24 protein-coding genes are annotated in these 25,624 nt (G+C 71.7%); 10 read left to right on the forward strand and 14 right to left on the reverse strand.

Going from position 1 to position 25,624, the window contains the following annotated elements:
• Positions 1-126: 126 nt before the first annotated feature.
• The 6 genes from hflX to miaA all read right to left on the reverse strand — a co-directional run bounded on the left by hflX (position 127) and on the right by miaA (position 8,977).
• The gene (gene hflX / locus ABZ919_RS37785) at positions 127-1,617 is read right to left on the reverse strand and encodes a GTPase HflX (protein WP_361257614.1); all 1,491 of its coding nucleotides are present in this window, start codon (positions 1,615-1,617) and stop codon (positions 127-129) included.
• A gap of 158 nt (positions 1,618-1,775) precedes the next feature.
• Positions 1,776-3,365: a M1 family metallopeptidase gene (locus ABZ919_RS37790; protein WP_361257617.1), complete on the reverse strand. Its 1,590-nt coding sequence runs from the start codon at positions 3,363-3,365 to the stop codon at positions 1,776-1,778.
• A 276-nt stretch (positions 3,366-3,641) separates the two neighbouring features.
• Positions 3,642-5,897: an HD domain-containing protein gene (locus tag ABZ919_RS37795; RefSeq protein WP_361257620.1), complete on the reverse strand. Its 2,256-nt coding sequence runs from the start codon at positions 5,895-5,897 to the stop codon at positions 3,642-3,644.
• Positions 5,898-6,181: 284 nt separating this feature from the next.
• Positions 6,182-7,051, reverse strand: coding sequence for a diaminopimelate epimerase (gene dapF, locus ABZ919_RS37800; RefSeq protein ID WP_361257623.1), 870 nt, complete (start codon positions 7,049-7,051; stop codon positions 6,182-6,184).
• Positions 7,052-7,172: 121 nt separating this feature from the next.
• Complete coding sequence (locus tag ABZ919_RS37805; RefSeq protein WP_361257763.1) at positions 7,173-7,757, reverse strand: hypothetical protein; 585 nt, start codon at positions 7,755-7,757, stop codon at positions 7,173-7,175.
• A gap of 281 nt (positions 7,758-8,038) precedes the next feature.
• Positions 8,039-8,977, reverse strand: a complete 939-nt coding sequence (miaA, locus tag ABZ919_RS37810; RefSeq protein WP_361257626.1) for a tRNA (adenosine(37)-N6)-dimethylallyltransferase MiaA — start codon at positions 8,975-8,977, stop codon at positions 8,039-8,041.
• A 184-nt stretch (positions 8,978-9,161) separates the two neighbouring features.
• On the opposite strand from miaA, the gene ABZ919_RS37815 reads away from it, so the two are divergent.
• Together ABZ919_RS37815 and ABZ919_RS37820 are read left to right on the forward strand one after the other, a co-directional pair.
• Positions 9,162-9,470, forward strand: a complete 309-nt coding sequence (locus ABZ919_RS37815) for a hypothetical protein (protein WP_361257629.1) — start codon at positions 9,162-9,164, stop codon at positions 9,468-9,470.
• A gap of 24 nt (positions 9,471-9,494) precedes the next feature.
• Positions 9,495-9,779 (forward strand): antitoxin, encoded by a 285-nt coding sequence (locus ABZ919_RS37820; protein WP_361257632.1) that lies wholly within the window; start codon positions 9,495-9,497, stop codon positions 9,777-9,779.
• A 120-nt stretch (positions 9,780-9,899) separates the two neighbouring features.
• On the opposite strand, the gene ABZ919_RS37825 is transcribed toward ABZ919_RS37820, so the two are convergent.
• The 5 genes from ABZ919_RS37825 to ABZ919_RS37845 form a co-directional block, all read right to left on the reverse strand.
• Entirely contained in the window at positions 9,900-10,613 is a 714-nt protein-coding gene (locus ABZ919_RS37825; RefSeq protein ID WP_361257635.1) for a class III extradiol dioxygenase subunit B-like domain-containing protein, read from the reverse strand.
• Between the two features lie 110 nt (positions 10,614-10,723).
• Positions 10,724-12,253 (reverse strand): tRNA (N6-isopentenyl adenosine(37)-C2)-methylthiotransferase MiaB, encoded by a 1,530-nt coding sequence (miaB, locus tag ABZ919_RS37830; protein WP_361257638.1) that lies wholly within the window; start codon positions 12,251-12,253, stop codon positions 10,724-10,726.
• Between the two features lie 40 nt (positions 12,254-12,293).
• Positions 12,294-12,572, reverse strand: coding sequence for a hypothetical protein (locus tag ABZ919_RS37835; protein WP_361257641.1), 279 nt, complete (start codon positions 12,570-12,572; stop codon positions 12,294-12,296).
• 28 nt (positions 12,573-12,600) lie between these two features.
• Positions 12,601-13,350 carry a PP2C family serine/threonine-protein phosphatase gene (locus tag ABZ919_RS37840; RefSeq protein WP_361257644.1) on the reverse strand — a complete coding sequence of 250 codons (750 nt, stop codon included), beginning with the start codon at positions 13,348-13,350 and terminating at the stop codon, positions 12,601-12,603.
• 50 nt (positions 13,351-13,400) lie between these two features.
• On the reverse strand, positions 13,401-14,732 hold the full coding sequence (locus tag ABZ919_RS37845) for a cytochrome P450 (RefSeq protein ID WP_361257647.1): 1,332 nt from the start codon (positions 14,730-14,732) through the stop codon (positions 13,401-13,403).
• 233 nt (positions 14,733-14,965) lie between these two features.
• Here ABZ919_RS37845 and ABZ919_RS37850 point away from each other — a divergent pair, with 233 nt between their 5' ends.
• The 3 genes from ABZ919_RS37850 to ABZ919_RS37860 all read left to right on the forward strand — a co-directional run bounded on the left by ABZ919_RS37850 (position 14,966) and on the right by ABZ919_RS37860 (position 17,712).
• A complete protein-coding gene (locus tag ABZ919_RS37850) occupies positions 14,966-15,325 on the forward strand; it encodes a DUF6204 family protein (RefSeq protein WP_361257650.1) in 360 nt (119 codons plus the stop codon).
• A 104-nt stretch (positions 15,326-15,429) separates the two neighbouring features.
• Positions 15,430-15,873, forward strand: coding sequence for a MarR family transcriptional regulator (locus tag ABZ919_RS37855; RefSeq protein ID WP_361257653.1), 444 nt, complete (start codon positions 15,430-15,432; stop codon positions 15,871-15,873).
• A gap of 369 nt (positions 15,874-16,242) precedes the next feature.
• Positions 16,243-17,712: a hypothetical protein gene (locus ABZ919_RS37860; protein ID WP_361257656.1), complete on the forward strand. Its 1,470-nt coding sequence runs from the start codon at positions 16,243-16,245 to the stop codon at positions 17,710-17,712.
• Here ABZ919_RS37860 and ABZ919_RS37865 read toward each other — a convergent pair.
• A complete protein-coding gene (locus tag ABZ919_RS37865) occupies positions 17,709-18,137 on the reverse strand; it encodes a MazG nucleotide pyrophosphohydrolase domain-containing protein (RefSeq protein WP_361257658.1) in 429 nt (142 codons plus the stop codon). The two genes, ABZ919_RS37860 and ABZ919_RS37865, sit on opposite strands and share 4 nt — an antisense overlap.
• 455 nt (positions 18,138-18,592) lie before the next feature.
• On the opposite strand from ABZ919_RS37865, the gene ABZ919_RS37870 reads away from it, so the two are divergent.
• Positions 18,593-19,591: a TAXI family TRAP transporter solute-binding subunit gene (locus ABZ919_RS37870; RefSeq protein WP_361257661.1), complete on the forward strand. Its 999-nt coding sequence runs from the start codon at positions 18,593-18,595 to the stop codon at positions 19,589-19,591.
• 132 nt (positions 19,592-19,723) lie between these two features.
• On the opposite strand, the gene ABZ919_RS37875 is transcribed toward ABZ919_RS37870, so the two are convergent.
• Both ABZ919_RS37875 and ABZ919_RS37880 read right to left on the reverse strand, forming a co-directional pair.
• Positions 19,724-21,127 carry a HAMP domain-containing sensor histidine kinase gene (locus ABZ919_RS37875; RefSeq protein WP_361257664.1) on the reverse strand — a complete coding sequence of 468 codons (1,404 nt, stop codon included), beginning with the start codon at positions 21,125-21,127 and terminating at the stop codon, positions 19,724-19,726.
• A gap of 9 nt (positions 21,128-21,136) precedes the next feature.
• Positions 21,137-21,823: a response regulator transcription factor gene (locus tag ABZ919_RS37880; RefSeq protein ID WP_361257667.1), complete on the reverse strand. Its 687-nt coding sequence runs from the start codon at positions 21,821-21,823 to the stop codon at positions 21,137-21,139.
• Positions 21,824-22,112: 289 nt separating this feature from the next.
• Between ABZ919_RS37880 and ABZ919_RS37885 the strand changes: the two genes are divergently transcribed.
• The 4 genes from ABZ919_RS37885 (at position 22,113) to ABZ919_RS37900 (ending at position 25,491) form a co-directional block, all read left to right on the forward strand.
• Positions 22,113-22,889: an amino acid ABC transporter ATP-binding protein gene (locus tag ABZ919_RS37885; RefSeq protein ID WP_361257670.1), complete on the forward strand. Its 777-nt coding sequence runs from the start codon at positions 22,113-22,115 to the stop codon at positions 22,887-22,889.
• A 76-nt stretch (positions 22,890-22,965) separates the two neighbouring features.
• Positions 22,966-23,802 (forward strand): glutamate ABC transporter substrate-binding protein, encoded by an 837-nt coding sequence (locus tag ABZ919_RS37890; protein ID WP_361257673.1) that lies wholly within the window; start codon positions 22,966-22,968, stop codon positions 23,800-23,802.
• Between the two features lie 124 nt (positions 23,803-23,926).
• Positions 23,927-24,592 carry an amino acid ABC transporter permease gene (locus ABZ919_RS37895; protein WP_361257680.1) on the forward strand — a complete coding sequence of 222 codons (666 nt, stop codon included), beginning with the start codon at positions 23,927-23,929 and terminating at the stop codon, positions 24,590-24,592.
• Positions 24,589-25,491 (forward strand): amino acid ABC transporter permease, encoded by a 903-nt coding sequence (locus tag ABZ919_RS37900; protein WP_361257683.1) that lies wholly within the window; start codon positions 24,589-24,591, stop codon positions 25,489-25,491. Before ABZ919_RS37895 ends, ABZ919_RS37900 begins: the two co-directional genes overlap by 4 nt.
• Positions 25,492-25,624 lie beyond the last annotated feature (133 nt).

Genomic DNA, 25,624 nt, shown 5'->3' on the forward strand with positions numbered 1-25,624 from the left:
GCTTCTTGCGGCCCTGAGGGCTCCGCACCTTCCGAATCTCGAAGTCCATCGCATCCCCTGAACTGGGGTGTTGCGACGACCACTAGAACGGAAGCTCGGGGAGCGGGCCTTGCGCACGAGCGGGGGTCAGAGCGCGGACACCGGTACGTACGGCGCCAGGTCCGCCGCGAGTTCCTCGTGCACCCGGACCTTGAGCAGGGTGCCCTCCGCGGTGTGCTCCTCGGAGATCACCTCGCCCTCGGTGTGGGCGCGGGCGACGAGCTTGCCGTGCGTGTAGGGCACGAGCGCCTCGATCTCGACCGACGGGCGCGGCAGCTCGTTGTCGATGAGGCCGAGCAGCTCCTGGATGCCCCGGCCGGTGCGGGCCGAGACCGCGATGGAGCGCTTCTCGATCCGGAGCAGCCGCTGGAGGACCAGCGGGTCGGCCGCGTCCGCCTTGTTGATCACGACGATCTCGGGCACGTCGGTGGCGCCGACGTCCCGGATCACCTCGCGCACGGCGGCGAGCTGCTCCTCCGGGTTCGGGTGCGAGCCGTCCACCACGTGCAGGATGAGGTCGGAGTCGCCGACCTCCTCCATCGTGGAACGGAAGGCCTCGACCAGGTGGTGCGGCAGGTGGCGTACGAAGCCGACGGTGTCCGCCAGCGTGTACAGCCGGCCGCTCGGCGTCTCCGCCCGGCGGACGGTCGGGTCCAGGGTCGCGAACAGGGCGTTCTCGACCAGGACGCCGGCGCCGGTGAGGCGGTTGAGCAGGGAGGACTTGCCGGCGTTGGTGTAGCCCGCGATGGCGACGGACGGCACCTTGTTGCGGCGGCGCTCCTGGCGCTTGACCTCGCGGCCGGTCTTCATCTCCGCGATCTCCCGGCGCATCTTCGCCATCTTCTCGCGGATCCGTCGCCGGTCGGTCTCGATCTTGGTCTCACCGGGGCCACGTGTGGCGAGGCCGCCGCGACCGCCACCCATCTGCCGGGACAGCGACTGACCCCAGCCGCGGAGCCTGGGCAGCATGTACTGCATCTGGGCGAGCGCGACCTGTGCCTTGCCCTCCCGGGACTTGGCGTGCTGGGCGAAGATGTCCAGGATCAGGGCCGTACGGTCGATGACCTTGACCTTGACGACGTCCTCCAGCTGGATCAGCTGGCCCGGGCTCAGCTCACCGTCGCAGATGACGGTGTCCGCGCCGGTCTCGAGGACGATGTCACGCAGCTCGGCAGCCTTGCCGGAGCCGATGTAGGTGGCCGCGTCGGGCTTGTCGCGGCGCTGGATCACGCCGTCGAGCACGAGGGCGCCCGCGGTCTCCGCGAGGGCGGCGAGCTCCGCCAGGGAGTTGTCGGCGTCCTGGGCGGTGCCGGTGGTCCACACCCCGACGAGCACGACCCGCTCCAGGCGGAGCTGCCGGTACTCGACCTCGGTGACGTCCTCCAGCTCGGTGGACAGCCCCACCACGCGGCGCAGGGCCGCGCGCTCGGAGCGGTCGAACTGTTCGCCGTCCCGCTCGCCGTCGATCTCGTGGCTCCAGGCGACGTCCTCTTCCATCAGGGCATCGGCCCGAAGACCCTCGGGATAGGCGTGCGCGAGGCGCTTGGCGTCCTGGGAAGCGGAAGAAGAGGAGGTCATTGGATCCTTACGTCGATGGGATGCCGTTACGGCGCCGGTACGGCGGTCCGGGGGGACCGCACGTCTTGGTCAACGTACGAATACCCCGGGAGATTCCCGTGTCCCGTCTCGCGCCGACCCGAAGATGGTCGCACGAGGCGGCACGTCTCGTCACCGCCTTATCGGGTCCGCTGCCTGGCCGGCTTCGCCGATGGGGCCGGGCCCGACGGCTTCCGGCCCGGCTTCCCCGACTTCGTGGATTTCGACGCCTTCCAGTCCGGGTGACCGGGCATCGGCGGGGTCTTCTCGCCGTACAGCCAGGCCTTGAAGAAGCCGCTCAGGTCGCGGCCGGAGACCGTCGAGGCCAGCCGGACGAAGTCGGCGGTGCCTGCCGTGGAATCCCGGTGTTCCCGGACCCACGTCCGCTCCAGCCGCTCGAAGGCCGAGCGGCCGATCTCCTGCCTCAGGGCGTAGAGCACCAGCGCCGCGCCGTCGTAGATGTTGGGCCGGAAGAGGCTGACCTTCTGGCCGGGCGCGGGCGCCTTGGGCAGGCCGGGCGGGCCGCCGGCCGCACGCCAGCCGTCGGAGGCGGCGTACGCGCTCTTCATCCGGTTCACCATGGGCCGGTGTGCGGTCTCCTCGGCGTACAGCGCCTCGTACCAGGTGGCGTGCCCCTCGTTCAGCCAGACGTCGGACCAGGTGCGGGGGCTGACGCTGTCGCCGAACCACTGGTGGGACAGCTCGTGCACCAGGATCGACTCGACGTACCACTTGGGGTAGGCGGGCTCGGTGAACAGGTTCTTCTCGAAGAGCGAGAGGGTCTGCGTCTCCAGTTCGAAGCCGGTGGAGGCCTGTGCCATGAGCACGCCGTAGGTCTCGAAGGGGAACGTCCCGACCTTGCTCTCCATCCAGGCGATCTGGTCCGGGGTCTTGGCGAGCCACGGTTCGAGGGCCTTGGCGTCGGCGCTGGGCACGACGTCGCGGACGGGCAGGCCGTGCGGTCCCTCGCGGTGCAGCACGGTGGAGCGGCCGATGGACACCTGGGCGAGTTCGGTGGCCATGGGGTGCCGGCTGCGGTAGGTCCAGGTGGTGGTGGTGCCGACACGCCGGACTCCGGCGGGCAGACCGTTGGCGACGACGGTGTAGCCGTTCGGGGCGGTGATGTGGAAGGTGAAGCGCGCCTTGTCGGACGGGTGGTCGTTGCACGGGAAGACCAGGTGGGCGGCGTCGGCCTGGTTGGCCATGGCGAGTCCGTCGGAGGTGCGCACCCAGCCGCCGTCCTGGTCCTTGGCGCCTTCGGGATCGCTGGTGTGCCTCACGGTGATCCGGGTCCAGTCGCCCTTCGCGAGGGCGTGTTCCGGGGTCACGACCAGGTCCTCGCCGGCGCTGGCGAAGTCGGCGGGACGCCCGTCGACCTGGACGGACTGCACGGTGCCGTGCGCGAAGTCCAGGTTGATCCGGTCCAGGTCGGCGGTGGTCCAGGCGTCGATGGTGGTGACGGCCTGAAGGGGTTTGTCGTTGCTGCCGGGATAGGTGAAGGACAGGTCGTACGACGCCACGTCATAGCCCGGGTTGCCCAGGTACGGGTAGAGCCGGTCGCCGATGCCGAGGGGCTCGGGCGGGGCCGCGGCGGCGAGGAGGCAGACGGCGACTGCGGAGGCGAGCAGGGCCGCCTTCCGGTGCCGGGGGATCCTGGGCCGGGTCCGGGACTGCGTGGTCCCGGACTGCGCGGTCCGGGCCTGGGAGCGGGCGCGGGGGGTGAGCAGCATGCACCACCGCTACCAGTGCGCTCCCGCCTGACGACGGCGACGCGCGCCCGGCCCACCCGAACGGGTACGGTCCGGAGGCTGCTGATGCCCGTGCGGCACTCTTCCGATCGATGCAGCCGGCTCTGACCGAACAGGGTCCGACCGAACGGGGCTGCGACAGAACGGGGCTCCGACAGAACGGAGCCCGACCGAGCGGTCGGCGCCGCCCCGCAACGCCGGCCCACCGGCCGGCGGCCGGGCGGGAGGACCGGACCGCCGGGAGACCGCGCCCGTCGGTCACACCTGGCGCCCCGCGGAGGCCGGGGCCTGGGGCTGGGCGCGGGCCACGTCGTACACGCCCGGGACGTCCCGCATGGCGCGCATCAGGGCCGGGAGGCGCGCCGCGTCGGGGAGCAGGAGGGTGTACGTGTGCCGTACCCGCTGCTGGGCGGGCGGCTCCACGGTCGCCGAGACGATGTCGGCGCCCGCCGAGGAGATCGCCTCGGTGAGGTCGGCGAGCAGATGCGGACGGCCGAACGATTCAGCGACCAGCGTGACCCGGCACTCGGAGGTGTCTCCCCAGCGCACGGCGACCTCCGTGCGCCCCCGGCTGTTCATGTGCGCGACCGCGGCGCACTCCACCCGGTGCACGGTCACCGCTCCCCCGCGCACCACGAAGCCGGTGATCTCGTCCGGCGGCACGGGCGTACAGCACCCGGCGAGCCGTACGGAGACCCCCGGCCGGTCCACGAGGACGTCGGCGCCACGGGGGCGCTCCGCGGGGGCGCCCCCGGCGGGGGCCGGGCCCGCGCGGCGGGGCGCGGCGGTGCTCCGCTCGGCCTCGCTGCGCCGCGCGGGGGCGGTGCCGTCGGTGGGTTCGGGGCGCGTGCCGGCCATCTCCTCCGTGCCGGTACCGCCGCCGGGGTGCGTCGCAAGCCAGCGCTGGATGGCGATGCGGGCGGCCGGGGTGTGGGCGTGTTCCAGCCATTCACGGGACGGCTCGGAGGCAGGGTCCTGGCCCATGAGGAGCTGCACGGTGTCGCCGTCCTTCAGGACGGTGCTGAGCGTGGCCAGGCGACCGTTGACGCGGGCACCGATGCAGGCGTGCGCGTCCTCGCCGTACTGCGCGTACGCGGCGTCCACGCAGGTGGCGCCCTCGGGCAGGCCGAGGGTGCCGCCGTCGGGGCGGAAGACGGCGATCTCGCGGTCCTGGGCGAGGTCCTCTCGCAGCGTGGACCAGAAGGTGTCGGGGTCGGGCGCGGCCTGCTGCCAGTCGAGGAGGCGGGAGAGCCAGCCGGGGCGGGTGGGGTCGGCGCGCTCGCCGTCGGCGGGGGTGTCGGAGGCGGGGGCGTCGGACGCCGGGGCGTACGGGTTGCCGAGGGCGACGACGCCGGCCTCGGCGACCTTGTGCATCTGGTGGGTGCGGATGAGGACCTCGACGACCTGGCCGTCGGGGCGGGCGACGGCGGTGTGCAGCGACTGGTAGAGGTTGAACTTCGGTACGGCGATGAAGTCCTTGAACTCCGAGACGACCGGCGTCATGCAGGTGTGCAGTTCGCCTAGGACGCCGTAACAGTCCGCGTCCTCGGCGACCAGCACGAGCAGGCGGCCGAAGTCGGTGCCACGCAGCCGGCCGCGCTTGCGGGCCACGCGGTGGACGGAGACGAAGTGCCGGGGCCTGATGAGGACTTCGGCCTGGATGTCGGCCTCGCGCAGCACGCCGCGCATCTCGTCGGCGACCTCGGCGAGCGGGTCGTCCGGGCGGGCGGCGTTGCGCGCGATCAGGTCCCGTGTGTGCTCGTACTCCTCGGGGTGGAGGATGGCGAAGACCAGGTCCTCCATCTCGGTCTTCAGGGCCTGCACGCCGAGGCGTTCGGCGAGCGGGATGAGGACGTCCCGGGTGACCTTGGCGATCCGCGCCTGTTTCTCGGGGCGCATGACGCCGAGCGTGCGCATGTTGTGCAGGCGGTCGGCGAGTTTGATCGACATCACGCGCACGTCACTGCCGGTGGCGACGAGCATCTTGCGGAAGGTCTCCGGCTCGGCGGCGGCCCCGTAGTCGACCTTCTCCAGTTTCGTCACACCGTCGACGAGATAACGAACCTCCTCGCCGAACTGTTCCCGCACCTGATCCAGCGTCACGTCGGTGTCCTCGACGGTGTCGTGGAGCAGGGAGGCGGTCAAGGTCGTGGTCTCGGCGCCGAGTTCGGCGAGGATGAGCGTCACGGCGAGCGGGTGGGTGATGTACGGTTCACCGCTCTTGCGCATCTGGCCGCGGTGCGAGGACTCCGCGAGGACGTAGGCGCGGCGCAGCGGGTCGAGGTCCGCGTCGGGGTGGTGGGCGCGGTGCGCCTCCACGACGTGGCCGATCGCGTCGGGCAGCTTGTCGCGGACGGCGGGCCCGAGCAGAGCCGCCCGGCCGAGCCTGCGCAGGTCGATCCGGGGCCGGGACTTCCTGCGGTCCGCCCTGGGCACCGCGGGAGCGGTGGCCGCCGCGGACGCCGTGGGCGCTACCGGGCCAGGGGTCGCAGGGTTCGTGGCCTCCGCACTCATGGGCACCTCCGGCTCGTGGACCGGCGGACGGGGGCCCCAGGGCGTACGCGGCTCAGGGATGGCGACGTTCCCCCGTCCGTGCCGGTGCTTGATGCTACCGAGCCCACCACGCCCGACCGACCGCCTCTCGCCGAGCGTGAAACGGATCACCCATTCGAGCGACGAAAAAGAGGTTTAGGGTTTGCGCCACATGCCCCGGTGTCGCCTGCGGTTTCGAGAGCCGCCGATCACCGGAAACCCCTGATCCAGGAGCCGCGGGGCGTTTTCCTCGTACTCTCGCCGGGTCAGCGGACCGCGTTTTCCAGCCATTCGCCGTCGATCTCGCCCTCCGCGACGATCACGGCGGGTCCGGTCATCTCGATCTCGCCGTCGGGGTGTTCGGTGATGACCAGGCGCCCGCCGGGCAGGTCGACGGTGTACGTGGCCGGGGTTCCGGTGACGGCCGGGTCGGCGCCGTCACGCCGGGCGGTGGCCACGGCGACGGCGCACGCGCCGGTGCCGCACGAGCGGGTCTCGCCGGAGCCGCGCTCGTGCACGCGCATGGCGACGTGGTGGGGGCCGCGGTCGACCACGAACTCGACGTTGACCCCGTCGGGATAGGCGGCGGCCGGGCTGAACGGCGGCGGGTCGTAGAGGTTGCCGGCCTGCGCGAGGTCGTCGACGAACGCGACCGCGTGCGGGTTGCCCATGTTCACGTTGCGCGCGGGCCAGATGTGCTCGCCGACGCTCACCGTGACCTCGCCCTCCGGCAGGCGGGCGCGGCCCATACCGACGGTGATGTCACCGTCCTTCGCGATGTGGACCGTCTTCACGCCCGCGCGCGTGGCGATCGCGAGGTCGCCTTCGCCCACGTGTCCGGCGTGCTGGAGGTAGCGGGCGAAGACCCGGACTCCGTTGCCGCACATCTCGGCGACCGAGCCGTCGCCGTTGCGGTAGTCCATGAACCATTCGGCCTCGGCCGCCATGGCCCGCGCCTCCGGATGCGCCGCGGAGCGCACCACGTGCAGCACACCGTCACCGCCGATACCGGCCCGGCGGTCGCACAGCGCCGCGACGGCGGCCGGGCTCGGGTCGAGGGCGTTCTCCGGGTCCGGGAGGATCACGAAGTCGTTCTCGGTGCCGTGACCCTTGAGGAAGGCGATCCGTGTGCTCATTCCTCGATCGTACGGGAGCGCTCCGCCGGGCCGGCCGAAGGGACGGGGCGGTGCTGAGCGGTGGGACGGTGCGGGCACGTGGGGGTTGATCGCGCTGTTCCGCGCGCCCCCGCGGGGCGCTTCAGCGCAGCCGTGCCACTCGCCATACGGCGAGGACCACGACGACCGCCACCAGCAGGACGTAGGCGAGCACGACCCGCCAGTCGGGGCGGCGGCCCGAGCCGCGTGCCGGGAGCCCGGGCCAGGTGTGGCCCACCCGGCGGGCGGCCATCATGCCCCAGCCGGCGGCGCAGAAGCAGATCAGCAGGCCCAGCATGGCGATCACCGCGCCGCTGTCGCCGAAGTCGAAGGCGAGCGGGAAGGCGAACATCAGGGAGCCGACGGCGGACAGTCCGACGATGGGCGCTAGTTGCCAGAGACGCAGCCTGCGCTGCGGGCGCAGCTCGACCTCGACCTCCTCACCGCCCGGGTACATCTCCTCGGGCTCCGGCCCGTCGGCGGTCACGCCGTCCGGCGTCTCCTCGGGGCCGTCGTCGGTCAGCCGGGCTTCGGAGAGAGGCTCCTCGGTGAGGCGCTCCTCGGTCGGCCGTCGCCACCCGGGACGGCGTCCGGCCGGCCGCTCCTCGATGAGCCGGCCCCCGGTGAGGCGGCCCGCCGTGCGGCGTTCCTCCCCCGGCCGCTCGTCCGCGCGACGGCTCTCAGGCAGCCGGTCCTCACCCGGGAGGCTGCCGTTCCGATGCTCTCCGGTCGGACGTTCCTCGGTGAGACGGTCCTCGACGAGGCAGTCGTCGGTCGGGCGGTCCCCGCACGGCTCCGGTTCGTCACCGTCGGTGGTGACGTGCTCGGCACTTTGTGCGGTGTCGCGAGGGCCGGCCTCCATCGCCACGCGCCCTCCCAACTAGGCTCCACTTGGTCGATCGAAGCTCGATGATGGCACGGCACCGAAGGCCGCGATGACCGGCGGCGCATCCCGATGCCATGACGTGATCAGGCTGTAACCGGTCGTTCGACCAACGCCAGGGCCAACCGCGGAAGTTCCCCACGATTCGTCACCGCCCCACTCAACCAGTGCACCCGGGGATCGCGCCTGAACCACGAATCCTGACGGCGCGCGAAGCGCTTCGTCGCGCGTACGGTCTCGGCCCGCGCTTCCGCTTCGGTGCACTCTCCGGCGAGCGCCGCGAGCACCTGCTGGTAACCCAGCGCACGCGACGCAGTGCGCCCCTCGCGCAACCCCTGCGCCTCCAGCGCGCGCACCTCGTCCACGAGGCCCGCCTCCCACATCCGGTCGACGCGGCGTGCGATGCGCTCGTCCAGCTCCGGACGGGCCACGTCTACTCCGATCTGGACGGTGTCGTAGACGGAGTCGTGGCCGGGCAGGTTGGCGGTGAAGGGCCGGCCGGTGATCTCGATCACCTCCAGCGCCCGGACGATACGGCGCCCGTTGCTCGGCAGGATCGCACGGGCGGCCTCCGGATCGGCGGCGGCCAGGCGGGCGTGCAGCGCACCCGAGCCGCGCAGCGCGAGCTCCTCCTCCAGGCGGGCCCGGACATCGGGGTCGGTGCCGGGGAACTCGAGGTTGTCGACGGCCCCGCGGACGTACAGACCGGAGCCGCCGACCAGGATCGGCCAGCGGCCCTCGGCGAGCAGTGCGTCGATCCGGGCGCGGGCCAGTTTCTGGTACTCGGCGACGGAGGCGGTGACGGTCACGTCCCAGATGTCCAGCAGGTGGTGCGGGATGCCGCCGCGCTCCTCGGGCGTCAGCTTGGCGGTGCCGATGTCCATCCCCTCGTACAGCTGCATGGAGTCGGCGTTGACGACCTCCCCGCCGAGCTGCTGGGCCAGGAAGACGCCGAGATCAGACTTTCCGGCCGCGGTGGGTCCGACGACGGCGATGACGCGGGGGGTCGAGGATGCACTGCTCACCGCACCAGTCTCGCAAACCTCCCGGTGGTGCCTCGAACGAGTTACGTGACACAGGGGGTTCCGGGTCGTTGCCCGTGGCGAGATACCGCCGTCCGGACCAACGGAGGGCGGTGACCCGGGCGGCGCAACTGTACGCACCGGGTAACGCGGGAATTCGCCCGCACGAGTACCGTATGGAGTGGATATGGGCGTTTTTGCACGACTCCTTGGCAGGTCGAAGGCGACTCCGGAGGCGTCGGACGCCGAGGCGCAGGCCGGCAGCGAGCCGGGAGGGGCCGAGGCGGCGGAGACGGAGTCGGCGGAGGCGAAGACCGGCGGGTCGGCGAAGACGGCCGGGTCGGCCGGGACGCAGGGACCGGCCGACGACGGAAGCGAGGACGGGGCCCCGTCGGACACCTCCGCGGACGACGCGTCCGAGGCCTCCGGCATCCCCGAGCAGCAGTCGGCCGAGGAGGCCGCCGACAACGAGGCCGGCGAGGGCGCCCGCAGGTAACGGCCCCGAGAGGGAAGGTGGACCATGGGTGTGTTGGACAACATGAAGGCCAAGCTCGGCCCGGCCAGGGACAAGGTGTCGGACCTCGCGCGACAGCACGGGGGCAAGGTCCAGCACGGTCTCGACAAGGCCGCGAAGGCTGTGGACGAGCGCACCAAGGGCAAGTACAGCGACCGGATCCAGGCCGGCACCGGCAAGGCCAAGCACGCGGTCGACCGTCTCGCCCACAAGGAGGGTCCCGGCCCGGGCACGGCCACCGGCGATCCGGCGGCGCCCACCCGGCCAAAGGGCCCGCCACCGGCTTCCTGAGTTCCTGGACGGCATGCGGATCGGCGGACGGTCGCGGAGCCAGCGGCTCCCGGCCGTCCGCCGTTTCGCGCACCCAGTGGCACCGGGACCGGGGGACCGGGCACCAGGACGGACCGGGCACTAGGACCAGGTGGCCACCAGATACCCCACGCCGTACGGCGCGTCCTCGTACAGCAGTGCGCCGCTGAGGTCCGCGCCCTCGGCGGCGCCGGCCAGGACCTGCCAGGGCGCCCGGCCGGAGGCCTTCAGTTCCTGCGCCAGCTCGGCGTCGAGCGCCCGGACGGCTGCCACGTCCGCCGCGCCCAGCGCCCTGGCGACCTCCGCGTCGAAGGGTGCCGCCCGCTCGTCCAGGTAACCCGGCGCCTTGACCGTGCGGCACGCGCTGGCGTCTCCCATCACCAGCAGCGCCACCCGCCCGGCCCGGGCGCCGATCTGCCGGCCGATCTCGATGCACCGCTCGGGCGGCAGCGGTTCCCCGACACCGAGTCCCTCGATGGGGGCGTCCGCCCAGCCGGTCCGCTCCAGCAGCCAGGCACCGACCGCCAGCGAGGGCGGCAGTTCCCGCCCGCCGACGGTGTCCGTCGCGGTCCCGAGGCGTACGTCGCGGTCGACCCCGAACCCCCGGAAGGATCCCGGGGCGCCCTGCGGGAACGAACCGCGCCCGCTCTGCTCCGCGGGACCGACGACGACCAGGAGGTCCGGGCGGGCGGCGGCGAGCACACCGAGCGCGTCGGCGCAGGCCGAGCGCGCGGCATCCATCTCGGGAGCGGCACCCGCGGCGACCTCGGGCACGAGCAGCGGAGGGCAGGGACAGACTGCGGCGGCGACAAGCATGATCGGCAGGGTACGCCGTACGACGGCCGGCCCGGCCGTCGCTGAGCACGTCGGCCGGACCGTTCACCCCCAGGACGCGGACGACAGCGCCCGGCCTGTGGGGAAGGCCGTCAGTCGCAGCCGCAGCCGCTTCCCGTGGCGACCGGCAGGGGCTCGGGCACCCCGATCCTGGGCAGGCCCAGCATCACGCCCACCGGCTTGGCGGCCTCCGCGGCGTTGCGCTTCTCCCAGGCGTCGCCCGCGCGCGTGCGGCGCACGGCGAGGACGGGGCCCTCGGCGAGGAGGTGGTGCGGGGCGGCGTACGTCACCTCCACGGTGACCACGTCACCCGGGCGGACCTCCTGCTCCGGCTTGGTGAAGTGGACCAGCCGGTTGTCCGGGGCGCGGCCGGAGAGCCGGTGGGTGGCGCCGTCCTTGCGGCCCTCGCCCTCGGCGACCATCAGCTCGAGCGTGCGGCCGACCTGCTTCTTGTTCTCCTCCCAGGAGATGTCCTCCTGGAGGGCCACGAGCCGCTCGTAGCGCGCCTGGACGACCTCCTTGGGGATCTGGTTCTCCATGGTCGCGGCCGGGGTGCCCGGGCGCTTGGAGTACTGGAAGGTGAAGGCCTGCGCGAAGCGCGCCTCGCGGACGGCGTGGAGCGTCTGCTCGAAGTCCTCCTCGGTCTCGCCGGGGAAGCCCACGATGATGTCGGTGGTGATCGCCGCGTGCGGGATGGCGGCCCGCACCTTCTCGATGATCCCGAGGTAACGCTCCTGCCGGTAGGAGCGGCGCATGGCCTTCAGCACGGTGTCCGAGCCGGACTGCAGCGGCATGTGCAACTGCGGCATCACGTTCGGGGTCTCGGCCATGGCGGCGATGACGTCGTCGGTGAAGTCACGGGGGTGCGGGGAGGTGAAGCGGACCCGCTCCAGGCCCTCGACGTTCCCGCAGGCGCGCAGCAGCTTGCTGAAGGCCTCGCGGTCGCCGATGTCGGAGCCGTAGGCGTTGACGTTCTGCCCGAGCAGCGTGATCTCGGAGACGCCCTCGGCCACCAGCGCCTCGACCTCGGCGAGGACGTCGCCGGGCCGGCGGTCCTTCTCCTTGCCGCGCAGGGCGGGGACGATGCAGAAGGTGCAGGTGTTGTTGCAGCCGACGGAGATCGACACCCAGGCCGCGTAGGCGCTCTCACGCCGGGTCGGCAGGGTGGACGGGAAGGCCTCCAGCGACTCGGCGATCTCGACCTGCGCCTCCTCCTGCACGCGGGCGCGCTCCAGCAGGACCGGCAGCTTGCCGATGTTGTGCGTACCGAAGACGACGTCCACCCAGGGCGCCTTCTTCACGATGGTGTCGCGGTCCTTCTGCGCGAGACAGCCGCCGACCGCGATCTGCATGCCGGGCCGCGAGGCCTTCTTCGGCGCGAGCCGGCCCAGGTTGCCGTACAGCCGGTTGTCGGCGTTCTCGCGTACGGCGCAGGTGTTGAACACGACCACGTCGGCGTCCCCGTCCGAGCCCTCGGGGGCGCGCACGTACCCGGCCTCTTCGAGCAGTCCGGCCAACCGCTCGGAATCGTGGACGTTCATCTGGCACCCGTAGGTGCGGATCTCGTAACTCTTGGTGGCGTGAACGTCCACTGCGGGGCTCCGGTCGCTGCTGCTGGTCATGCGTCAAGGGTAGGCGGTGTCGGGAGAGCCCTGTCCCCGGTCATGTCTCGATGACGGCAGCGCACTCCGGGCAGACCACGGACGCGTGCTCCGCCGGGTACCAGGGGGCTCCCGGCTGTTCGGAGGGTTCCCAGCGCGCCGTCTCCATGGCGAAGGTGTCCTTGCCGCAAAGGGTCCGTGGTCCCGCGACGGTGCGCGAGCCCGGGGCGGCCGGCGCCGCGTGCACCCTGCGGACACGCCGTTCCCCACCGCTCACCGACCCCGCGGAGGAACGGGTGGCCACCGGCTTGTCGAGTTCGTAGACGACGATCTCGCTCATGGCTCCACCGTAGGTCGATTCCGTCCCCTCAGGCATCCAGCACGCGTACGACCGCGAGCGTGATGTTGTCGGGGCCGCCCGCCTCGATGGCGGCCTTCCACAGTTCGAAGGCCACCCGGCCGTCGTCGTGCTCCCGCATCACCTCGTCGAGCACCTCCGGGGGCACGGGATCGGTGAGGCCGTCGGTGCAGACGAGGTAGCGGTCGCCGGAGGACAGGGGCTCGGCCCTCACATGGGGGCGGATGGCGCGGTACGAGGCGCTGCCGCCCAGGCACTGGGTGACGATGGACGTGGTGCGACGCCCGGGTTCGAGTGGGGGACTGTCGTCGACGCTCACCTGGTGCAGCCCGTCACGGGTCGCCGCGAGGACCCGGCTGTCGCCCACGTTGAACACCAGGAGCGAGTCGGGCCGCAGGACGGCACCGGCGACCGTCGTGCCCATGGCGGCGAGCTCGCCTCCGGTGTCGCCGCCCGCGGCCTCGTACACGGCCCGGTTACAGGCGTTCAAGGCGTCGCGGACCGCGTCGTCGCTGCTCAGGGCGGGGCCGACGGATGCGATCCGGCGCACGGCCAGGGCGCTGGCCACATCGCCGCCAGGGTGTCCGCCGAGCCCGTCGGCGACGGCGACGACCAGGGGCGTCCCGAGCGGGAAGACGAGGGTCTGCGGACTTTCCGTCACCGTGGCGCACAGGGTCCACGGCCCGATCACGAGGCTGTCCTCGTTCCGTTCGCGGAGCAGCCCCGGATGACTCAGCGCACTCACCGCCACGTACCGCACGGCTCCAGCCTAGGCGCGCATCGTGTGCCACCGCCGCTGCGGGATCCGCGTCAGGTCAGTGACGGCTCCAGGGTTGCGGGCGTGGGGCCGTCGGGACGGACGGTGATGCCGTACCGCGCCTTGGTGGGGGTGGAGCGGAAGGACGGCCTGTGCACGGGAAGCAGGTGTTCGAGCAGGACGGTCGATTCGCGAAGCGCGAACTGCACGCCGAGGCAGGCGCGGGGACCGATGCCGAAGGGGAGGTAGCCGCCCGGGTGGGCGGGCCGGCCGTCCGGGACGGTGAAGCGCCGGGGGTCGAAGTGCTCCGGGTCCCGCCACAGTCCGGGATCGCGATGCGTGAGATACGGGCAGATCAGGATGTCGGTGCCCGCTTCCACGGTGTAGCCGCCGAGGGTGTCCTCCTCGGTGGCGTGGCGGGGCAGGATCCAGGCGGACGGGTAGAGCCGCAGCGTCTCGTGGACCAGGGCCTGGATGGCCTGTCGGCGCTGCGCCGAGCCTTCGGCACCCGCGGCGAGGGCCTGTTCGCGGGCGGCGGGGTGCTGGTCGAGGAGCAGGTGGAGCCAGGTCAGGGTGGTGGCGGTGGTCTCGTGCCCGGCCGCGAGCAGCGTGACCAGCTCGTCCCGGATCAGTCGGTCGGTGTACTCCGGGTGCTCGGTGGCGGCATCGATCAGGACGTGCAGCAGGCCCGGACCGTCGGGGCCGGCGGCACCGCCGCGTGCGGCGTCGATGGCGTGCCGGGCGACCGCGTCGATCCGGGCGAGGTCGGCGGCGACGGCCTTCTCGGCGACGGTGACGTCCGCGGGCAGGGACGGCAGTACGGCCGCCACGGCGGTCACGGCGGCCAGTTCGCGCTCGGTCACGTCGTCGATGGCGTATCCGGTGAGGGAGCGCCAGATGGCGTCCAGGGCGAAACGGCGCATCTCCTCGGCGACGTCGAAGGTCTGCCCGGTACCGGCGTACTCTTCCCAGCGTCTGGCGGTGGTCCGGGCGGCCTCGCTGATCCGCTGTTCGTAGCGGCGCATCCCGGTGCCGGTGAACTGGGACTGCAGCAGGCGGCGTTGCCGCTTCCACGCGGCGCCCGTGGCGGCGAGGACGCCGTCGCCGATGAGCAGACGGGCGCGGTGGGAGCGCTTGACGTACCGCTCCGGATGCCGGGCGAGTACGTGCTGGACCGCCTGGGGGTCGGTGACGAGGACGGTGGGCACCGGCCCGAGCCGGAACGCGGCGACGCCGCCGCACCGCCGGCGCACCTGGGACAGCAGCTCGACCAGTTCGCCTCCCGCCGAACGCCACCGCTCGACGAGTGCGGACTCGGCCTCGGGTACCGGCCGGCCGGTACCGGGAACGCGGGGGAGTGAGCCGGGACCGGCTTCGAGGTCCATGTGTCTTCTCCTGGTCGACCGCCGGACTCGGCCGGTACGGAGCACCGGCAGCACGGACTGTACGGGAGCGGGCACGGTCCGCGACAGCCCGACCGGGCGCGACCCGGACGCGAGCCCGCCGCCCCGGCAGCACCGTTGCGCCCGGAGCGGCACCGAGCGGCACCGAGCGGGGAGCCCACGGGTCCCGGAAAACCCGGTGGAGGCGGCGGGCCTGCCGTGCCTAAGGTCGGCGAATGACCACTCGAACCTTCCGTATCACCGTGCGCGGCGCCTTCGACGGCCTCACCGCCGAGCAGCGGAGCGCGCTGCTGGCGGACGCCGCCGAACACGACGTGCTGCGCGCCGCGTTCACGCCCGAGGGCAGCCTCACCTACGACATCGCCGCCCGGCCGGCCTTCGTCTTCCGCTTCAGCGACACCGGGGAGGAAGAGGAGGACGTCCTGGAGGCGGCCGAGCGGGCCGAGGACGCGGCGAAGGCCTGGCTGACCGAGCGCGGCTACGGCTTCAAGAACCTGCGTTCTTCGGCCGAGGATCTTTCCCAGGCGCCGATGGGCAAGCGGCAGCGACGCGCCGCACGTTCGAACGGCGCATAAACTTGAGCACTCAAGGAGGTGGCAATGAAGCAAGGAGGTGGCAATGAAGCTGGTGAGGACCAGGCCGTGCCGAAGGAGACCGGGGCGGGCGGTGGGCCGCGGCGATGAGTGAGCCCCTCGACGCGGTCCTGCGGCTGGTCCGGGCCCAGGCCGCGCTCGTGCGGCGCCTGGACTCCCGGCTCAGCGGGCTGCACGGCGCCAGCCTCGCCGACTTCACCCTGCTGCTACGGCTGGAACAGGCGCCCGGCGGCCGCATGCGCCGGGTCGACCTGGCCGAGGCACTGGGCCTGACGGCCTCCGGGGTCACCCGCGGGCTGGCTCCGCTGGAGCGGATCGGGCTGGTGACGCGGGAGGCGGATGCCCGGGACGCGCGCGTGGCCCACGCGGCACTGACCGCGACGGGCCGGCGGCGACTGCGGGACATGCTCGCCACGGCGGAGGAGACCGCCGGCGAGATCTTCGCCGCGCCCGGGTGGAGCGGCGACGACATCGCACTGCTGTCGTCCCTGCTGACCCGCCTCGGCGGCACCGGCCTGGCCGGCCGCTGAGCCCTGAAGGAGCTCCCACCACCGCCCCCGGCGGGTCGCACCTCGCCGCACCGCCACGTTCGCCGTCGCCCTCGTCACGTGTCCGGCCGTCACCCCCGCCGCACGAACCGGCCGTCACCCTCCTCCGGGCTGCGGCCGGCCCCGGGCCCGACCCGGAGCCCGACTCGCGCCCCGGCCGCCGGACCTCACCCTCGAGTGAGGCGAACTCCTCGTGGTCCAGGACACGTTGAGATGTGGCCGGATTGCGGGGAAAGCATGCGCGGAGCGTGGCATGATCATGCCCGTCTCGAGTTACCGACCGGTTCTACTGCCAAGTAGCACGCTCGTCCGGTACCTCTCCGCCACCCCCCACTCCACACAGGACCGACCATGCGCAGACGCATGCGGCACAGACGTGCCCTGCTGCCCGCCTTCGCCGTTACCACGCTCCTCCTGACCGCGGCCTGCTCCTCGTCCACCGCGCCCACCGCCCACGCCTCGCCTGCCACGCCGTCGGCGGCCTCCGGACACGGCCGGCAGGCCGACGGCGCCGTCGACCGCACGGAGCACTCTCTCGCCGTCGCCGCCGCTCCCGCGACCACCACGACCGCCACGGCGGGGCCGACTGGTTCCGGCCGACGGGCGCACCGCACGGCACTCGCCCTCAGCTCGTACGACCGCCACACCCGGCGGGCCGTCCTCTCCGACAGGCCCGCCCGCCACGGGAGTTCGTCCGGTGCACCGACGGCCTCCCCCTCGTCGCCCCCGTCCCTCTCCCCCTCGTCGTCCCCCTCCGCCTCCGGCGCCCCGCACCAGGCCGCCGTCGGCGACGTGCTCGCCAGCGCGCCCGCGCCCGGGGCACCGGACGGGCTGCTCGCAAAGATCACCAAGGTGATCGGCGAGACCGACGGCGGCACCGAGGTACAGACGGAACCGGCCACCCTCAACGCGCTGCTCGGCGACGAGACGGCGAAGGGCGCGGTGCCGGTCGACCCCTCGTCCTTCGTCGTCGACAAGCTGCTGCCCGGTGTGAAGGTCTCCTGGGCCAAGACCGGAGGCACGCACGCCGGCCCGGAGGGCGCGAGGGTGCCGCTCGGCAGTCTCCGGCTCGACGTGAGCGCCGGCATACCGACGCCCCAGGGCGCCCCGGCGTCGGCCACCGCGTCCGTGACGGGCTTCGTCCAGGTCGCCCCCCAGGTGGACTTCGCCTACGGCGGCGCCGGTACCGACGCGCCGCCCGGCTCCGCCTACCTCGGCCTGTCCGGCGACTGGACGTCCGGCTGGGCGGTCAAGGGCCGGGCCGCCGCGGCCACCGGCACCCCGCTGCGCATCCCGTTCGCCAAGCTGCACGCCGACCCCGTCCTCCAGGTCGGCCCCGTCCCGGTCGTCGTCGACCTCGACCTGACCGCCTACGTCCAGATCAGCGGCGACGGACAGGTCACCGTCGACGTGGAGCAGAACCTCAAGGGCGACTTCAAGGCGGGCGGCACCTTCGGCCCGGCCGGCTGGACCCCGGTCAGCTCCTCGGACATGACGAGCACACCTGTGCGCGCCTCGGTCACCACCGCGGGCGAGCTGAAGACGGCGCTCGGCGCCGAGGCCTCCGTCGGCCTCTACGGCACCGTCGGCGTCACCGCCGACCTGGCCCCGTATCTGCGCGGCGAGGCCTCCGGAGCCGTCACCGCCTCGTCCCACGGCGGCGGGGCGAAGGCCGAGGGCGCCTGGGCCGTGTACGGCGGGGTCGACCTCTCCGGGGCCCTGCGGCTGCAGCTGTCCGTCTTCGGTACCCCGGTCATCCAGCGGAGCATTCCGCTGGGCGCCCTGAACCGCGAGTGGAAGCTGACGAGCGGCACGCTCTAGGCGGTCGGATCCGTGACACCGTACTGCGCCGCGGGTATCCAGCCCTGGCGGCGCAGTACGGACGACACGTCCGGGGCACGGTAGTGCTCGCCCTTGAGGACCTTGCCGTCGGCCCGGCGGGCGACCTGCCCGTCCGGGCCGAGCTTGCTCATGTTGGCGCGGTGGATCTCGGCGATCACCTGGTCGAGATCGATGCCGTGCACGAGCGCCGTGCCGTACGCCACGTAGACCACGTCCGCCAGTTCGTGCGCGAGCCTGTCCAGCGGGCCGTGGACCGCGACCTCGGTCACCTCCGCGGCTTCCTCGGCGAGCAACTCCCCGCGATGCGCCGCCAGTTCGGGGTCCACCTCGGTCGGCGTACTGCGGGCGTCGAGGCCGAAGGCGCGGTGGAACTCTCGGACGAGGTCGGCGGGCGAAGTGCTCATGCGACGACTCTAACGGCCGGCACCGACAGCGCCGCGGTCCGCAATCCCGCTCACGTCCGGCCACGCGCAGGCCCTCTGCGTCGCCCACACCGCGACTCAGACACGTCCCCAGCGATCCGCACACCGCGCTCGCACTCGCACTCGCCCCGGCCTCGTCCCCCACACCGCGTCGCGCACACGCCCCCAGCGATCCGCACACCGCCACTCACATAGGTCCTCTGCGACCCGCACATCGCGCTCGCACGCCCCGGCTCGTCTCGCACACCGCTCCTCGCACAAGCCCCCTTGTGCCCCGTACACCGCGCCGCGCACACGCCCGGCCTCGTCCGCACACGCCGTCTGCCACGCGTGCCGGTCGCCTTCCTCTCGTGTTTCCGCCCCGTCCCGCCCACACAGTCGGTGCCCGAGTGGTCTCGGCCTGGCCAGTGCCGCACCCGGCCTGGCAGGATCGCCGCATGTCCAAGACGTTCCCCCTGATCGGCAGGCGCCGGGCGCTGCCGGCCACGGCCGCCGGTGCCGTGGTGCTCGGACTGCTGCTGTGGTGGCTGCTGCCGCTGGGTGAGAGGCCGCCGAGCGGGACGATCGTCTTCAGTACGGGCACGCCCCGGGGTGTGTACCAGGAGTACGGCGAGCGGCTGCGCGCCGAATTCGCCAAGGACATGCCCGACCTGAAGGTGACGTTGCTCAACAGCGCTGGTTCGCAGGAGAACGTGCAGCGGGTGGCGACCGGCAAGGCCGACTTCACCATCGCGGCGGCCGACGCGGTGGAGGCGTACGAGCTGGACCACGGCAGGGGTGCCGGACGGCTGCGCGGGGTGGCCCGGCTCTACGACGACTATGTGCATCTCATCGTGCGCACCGACTCGGACATCAGGAGCATCGCGGATCTGCGGCACAAGCGGGTGGCGACCGGGCTGCCCGACTCCGGTGTGCGGCTCATAGCCGACCGGGTGCTCAAGGCCGCCGGCATCGACCCGCGCAAGGACATCACGCCGGTCGCGGACGGCATCGACACCGGGCCCGGCCAGCTGGAGCAGCGGAAGATCGACGCCTTCTTCTGGTCCGGTGGTCTGCCCACCAAGGGACTGGCCGCGCTGGCGGGGAAGTCGGCCTTCAAGTTCCTGCCGATCGAGGGCGCGCTCGTCGCCAAGCTGCACAGCGAGGGCGAGGCGGCGCGCTACTACCGGGCCACCAACATCCCCGAGTCGGCCTATCCGGCCGTACAACAGGGCAACGAGGTCCCCACGATCGCCGTCTCCAACCTCCTGATGACCCGCACGGACATCGACCCCCGGCTCGCCGAGTGGGTCACCCGCACGGTCATCAAGAGCCGCGACGGCATCGGCGCCCACGTCCACTCCGCCCAACTGGTCGACCTGCGTACCGCCGTCTACACCGACCCCCTGCCCCTGCAGGAGGGCGCCCGCCGCTATTACCGCTCGGTGAAGCCGTAGCGCGGGCGGCAGCGGCCCCCGCGCCGAGCCCACCCTGGCGGCCGGCCCGGTCCAGCCCGCTCCCGCTCTCGCCACCGCTCTCGCCACCGAACGGTCCCCGAGCCCCGTGTACTGACCCGGCCCGGCTCCTCGTCAGCGCTCCGCGTGTCTGGGCACCGACACCGTCACCCGCAGGCCCCGCGGCTCGTGGTGGGCGTAGTCGATCGAGCCGCCCCCCGCCGTGAGCAACGCGTGCACGATGGAGAGGCCGAGGCCGGAGCCCTTGATGTTCTGGTGGCGGCCGCTGCGCCAGAACCGGTCGCCCACGCGCGTGAGTTCCTCCTCGGTGAGGCCGGGCCCGGTGTCGGTGACGACGACCGTGCAGGTGTCGCCGTCGGCCGTGACGACGACCTCCACCGTGCCGCCCTCGGGGCTGAACTTGACCGCGTTGTCGATCACCGCGTCCAGGGCGCTGGACAGGGTGATCGGGTCCGCCCAGGCGGTCGTGGGCGGACAGTCCCCCGTCAGCCGGACACCCTTGGTGCCGGCGGCCGCAGCCCAGGCGGCGACCCGCTCCTCGGCGAGCGCGCCGACGTCGGTCAGCCGCAGGTCCGCGTCGGCGTGCTCGGCCAGCGCCAGGTCGAGCAGGTCGTCCAGGACCTGGGCGAGGCGCTTGCCCTCGGTGCGGACCGAGGCGATCTCCTCGTTGCCCTCGGGGAGTTCGAGGGCGAGCAGTTCGATGCGCAGCAGCAGCGCGGAGAGCGGGTTGCGCAGCTGGTGCGAGGCGTCCGCGACGAAGGCGCGCTGCTGCTCCAGCACATCTTCGACGTTGTCCGCCATTTCATTGAACGAACGGGCCAGCCGTCTGAGTTCCGGCGGCCCGCCGGCGACCGCGACCCGCGACTTCAGCCGCCCGGTGGCGATGTCGTGGGTGGTGGCGTCCAGGATCCGTACCGGCTTGAGCACCCAGCCGGTCAGCCGCAGCGCCGCGCCGACGGCGAGCAGCATCGCCGCACTCTCACCAGCCCCTATGAGCAGCCAGCCGCGCAGGGTCCGCGAACGCATCTGCCCGGTGGGAGAGTCGGTGACCACGACCGCCACGACGTCCCCGTCCCGGATCACCGGCGAGGCGACGACCAGCCGGCTGTGCTGCCAGGGCCAGACCTGCTTGGGGTCGTGGCTGCGCCGGCTGAGCAGTGCCTCGTCGAAGGCGTCGCGCACCTCCCCCGTCCGCGGTACGAACCAGTCGTCCGGGGCGTTGGCCATGGCCGAGCCGTTGCGGTAGAAGACGCCCGCGCGGATGCCGTAGACACCGTAGTAGCTGGCCAGTTCGCTGCGCAGGGACTCCAGGCGGTCGTCGGTGTCGGTGCGGCGGGATCCGCCCGGGACCTCCGTGACGAACTGGGCGAGCGCCGCGAAGCGTGCCGTGTCGTCGATGCGGTCGACGACGACCTTCTGCTGCTGCGCGGCGGCCACGCTGATGGCGAGCGGAAGTCCGAGGGCGAGGAGGACGGCCGCCAGCAGGACGATGAGCAGCGGCAGCAGACGTGCGCGCACCCGTCCCCGCTAGACGGCCGGGGCGACGAGCCGGTAGCCGACGCCGCGTACGGTCTCGATCAGCGCGGGCATGCGCAGCTTGGCGCGCAGGGAGGCGACGTGCACCTCCAGCGTGCGGCCGGTGCCCTCCCAACTGGTGCGCCAGACCTCGCTGATGATCTGCTCCCGGCGGAAGACCACGCCGGGGCGCTGGGCGAGAAGGGCGAGCAGATCGAACTCCTTGCGGGTCAGTTGGACAACCGAACCGTCCACGGTGACCCGCCGGGTGGGCAGTTCGATGCGGACGGGACCGAGGCGCAGGGAGCTGTCACCACCGGGGCCCGGGTCCTCGTGGACGGTGCGCCGGCTGACCGCGTGGATGCGGGCGAGCAGTTCCCCGGTGTCGTACGGCTTCACCACGTAGTCGTCGGCACCGAGGTTGAGCCCGTGGATGCGGGAGCGGACGTCGGAGCGCGCGGTGACCATGATCACCGGCGTGCTGGTGCGTTTGCGGATCTTGCCGCAGACCTCGTAGCCGTCCTGGTCGGGCAGGCCGAGGTCGAGCAGGACCACGCCGAAACCGTTGCCCTCCGGGACGAGGGCCTGCAGGGCCTCCTCGCCGCTGCGCGCGTGGGTGACGTCGAAGCCGTGCCGCGCGAGCACGGCGGACAGGGCCGCGGCGACATGGTTGTCGTCCTCGACGAGCAGCAGTCTCATCCCGGCCCCCTCCGGTTCAGCGGTCGTACGGTCTGGGTTCTCGTGCGTCGGCCGGCTCACGCGCGCGTGCACCATGGCAGTGACGCCGATTGATAAGGACGGCGTCAAGAGGGTTCCGGTTGCCCGTCGCTTCCGTTATCCGGCCGATACGCTCCTGCGCGGCTCGTGCTACGACACGTGTCCGTCCGCTATCGGATCGTGATGCTCAGATCTCCCTCAGATGTGATGACGCAGGTCACAGCCGCTCACTACTGTCCTGCGAAACCGAGGAGGACGGAGCCCGAGAGCGATGACCAATGTATCGGTGGCCAAGGAAGACATGGTCACGTCCGACGAACTGGTCGTCCTGAAGAGCGTCAACAAGCACTTCGGCGCGTTGCATGTGCTCCAGGACATCGACCTGACGATCGCCCGCGGCGAGGTCGTCGTGGTCATCGGGCCCTCCGGGTCCGGGAAGTCGACGCTGTGCCGCACGATCAACCGCCTGGAGACGATCGACTCGGGCACGATCACGATCGACGGAAAGCCCCTGCCCCAGGAGGGCAAGGAGCTGGCCCGGCTGCGGGCGGACGTCGGAATGGTCTTCCAGTCCTTCAACCTCTTCGCGCACAAGACCGTGCTCGAGAACGTGACCCTGGGTCAGCTCAAGGTCCGCAAGGCGGACCGGAAGCAGGCCGAGGAGAAGGCCCGCTCCCTGCTCGACCGGGTCGGCGTGGGCACCCAGGCCGACAAGTACCCGGCCCAGCTCTCCGGCGGCCAGCAGCAGCGCGTGGCCATCGCGCGGGCGCTGGCGATGGGCCCGAAGGTCATGCTCTTCGACGAGCCGACCTCCGCCCTCGACCCCGAGATGATCAACGAGGTCCTCGAGGTCATGCAGCAGCTCGCCCGTGAGGGCATGACGATGGTCGTCGTCACCCACGAGATGGGCTTCGCACGATCGGCTGCAAACCGAGTGGTCTTCATGGCCGACGGCCGGATCGTCGAAGAGGCTGCGCCCGAACAGTTCTTCAGCAATCCGCGCAGCGACCGGGCCAAGGACTTCCTGTCCAAGATCCTGCACCACTGACGGTGCGGCCCCGCCCCGCGCCCTGGGTCGCCTTTTCCAACGGACCTCTTTTCTCACCACCCAAAGGATGTTCACCATGAAGCTCCGCAAGGTCACCGCCGCCTCGGCCGCCGTACTCGCTCTGACGGTGGGTGCCACGGCGTGCGGCGGCAACAACTCGGACAGCGGCTCGGGCGGCGGCGGCAAGAAGATCAAGATCGGTATCAAGTTCGACCAGCCGGGTCTGGGCCTGAAGACGCCCGACGGCTCCTACTCGGGCTTCGACGTGGACGTGGCCACGTATGTCGCCAAGCAGCTCGGCTACAAGCCGGACGAGATCCAGTGGGTCGAGACCAAGAGCGCCGACCGTGAGAACGCGCTGCAGCGCGGCGACGTGAAGTTCATCGCCGCCACCTACTCGATCACCGACGAGCGCAAGCAGAAGGTCGACTTCGCCGGTCCGTACCTGCTGGCCCACCAGGACCTGCTGCTCAGGAAAGACTCGAAGATCCTCCAGGCCAAGGACCTCAACGGCAAGAGCCTCTGCTCCGTGACCGGCTCCACGTCGGCGCAGAACATCCAGAAGACGATCGCCCCGAAGGCCAACCTGAAGGAGCTCAGCTCCTACTCGGAGTGCATCGCGAGCCTGCAGAGCGGTGCCGTGGACGCGGTGACCACCGACGACTCGATCCTCGCGGGCTACGCCGCGCAGGACAAGTACAAGGGCCAGTTCAAGCTCGCCGGTCTGAAGCTGAGCAACGAGAACTACGGCATCGGCGTCAAGAAGGGCGACTCCGCGACCCTCGACAAGATCAACAAGGCGCTCGAGAAGATGGTCGGCGACGGCTCCTGGGAGGCCGCCGTGAAGAAGAACTTCGGTCCGGCCGACTACAAGAACGAGCCCGCGCCGAAGATCGGCCAGATCGTCAAGTAACGCGGAACTCCGCCGGCGCTGACTCCGGCGGGTGACGCAGGGTCCCCGAGGCGCGCCGCCGCCGCTTTTCCGGCGGCGCGCCCCGCCCTCCACGTACGCCACACACCCGGAAGCGCGGGAGATCGTGTTCGACTTTCTTCATGACTACGACGTCCTAGGGGCGTTCTGGATGACGGTGAAACTCACCGTCCTCTCCGCGGTCGGCTCCCTGGTCTGGGGCACCCTGCTGGCCGCGATGCGGGTCAGCCCGGTCCCGCTCATGCGCGGGTTCGGCACCCTCTACGTGAACATCGTCCGCAACATCCCGCTGACGATCATCATCCTGTTCTCCTCGCTCGGTCTCGCCGACATCTTCCGCGTGACGATGGGCGCCTCCGACTTCAAGGTCCAGGGCTTCCGTCTCGCCGTCCTCGGTCTCACCGCCTACACGGCCGCGTTCGTCTGCGAGGCGATCCGCTCCGGCATCAACACCGTCCCGCTCGGCCAGGCCGAGGCCGCCCGGGCGATCGGACTGAACTTCAGTCAGACCCTGCGTCTGATCGTGCTCCCCCAGGCGTTCCGCTCGGTCATCAATCCGCTGGCCAACGTCATGATCGCCCTGACGAAGAACACCACCGTCGCGGCCGCCATCGGTGTGGCCGAGGCCGCGACCCTGATGAAGACCATGATCGAGAACGAGGCACAGACCCTGGCCATCGGTGCCGTCTTCGCCCTCGGGTTCGTGATCCTGACCCTGCCCGTCGGCCTGCTCCTGGGCCGGCTCGGCAAGCGACTGGCGGTGAAGCGGTGAGCTCCGTCCTCTACGACACTCCCGGCCCCCGCGCCAAGCGGCGCAACGCGCTCCTCTCCGTCGTCTTCCTCGTCCTGCTGGCCGCGCTCGTCTGGTGGGTCTGGCGGACGATGGACGACAAGCAGCAGCTGAAGTGGGCGCTGTGGCAGCCGTTCACCACGTCCGAGGCCTGGACCACATACCTGCTGCCGGGCCTGGTGAACACCCTGAAGGCGGCGGCGCTGGCCATGGTCATCGCCCTTCCGCTCGGTGCCGTCTTCGGCATCGCCCGCCTCTCGGACCACCGCTGGGTACGCGTCGTGGCGGGTGTGGTGGTCGAGTTCTTCCGGGCCATCCCGGTGCTGCTGCTGATGCTGTTCGCCAACGAGTTCTACAACCGCTACACGCAGGTCACCAGCGACGACCGGCCCCTGTACGCGGTGGTCACGGGTCTGGTGCTCTACAACGCATCGGTGCTCGCGGAGGTCGTCCGGGCCGGCATCCTGGCCCTGCCCAAGGGCCAGACGGAGGCGGCGTACGCGATCGGACTGCGCAAGGGCCAGACGATGACCGGCATCCTGCTCCCGCAGGCGGTCACCGCGATGCTGCCGGCCATCGTCAGCCAGCTGGTGGTCATCGTGAAGGACACGGCGCTCGGCGGTGTGATGATCGGCTACGCCGAACTGCTCAGCGAACGCGGCACGCTCGCGGCCAACTACGCCGACGTCATCGCCAGCTTCATCGTCGTGGCGGCGATCTACATCGTGCTCAACTTCGCCCTGACGTCCTTCGCGAGCTGGCTGGAGGGCCGGCTCAGGCGCAGCAAGCGCAGCACCGGTGCCGTACTTGCCGCGGAGGACACGGAGGAGCTCAACCCGGCCGCGGTGAACGGCGGCTTCGGGGCCGGAACCGCCGCCTGACACCTCGGCCGTCACCCATACGGCTCCTGGAGGCAGTGGCATGATCGCCACTGCCTCCGGTCGCTTGACGCAAACTCTGCCAATGGGTTGCATACGTTGTGTGATCGTGCACCCCGCTCCCCCTTCCTGTTCA

The organism is Streptomyces sp. NPDC046759, assembly GCF_040645475.1.
Lineage (GTDB): Bacteria > Actinomycetota > Actinomycetes > Streptomycetales > Streptomycetaceae > Streptomyces.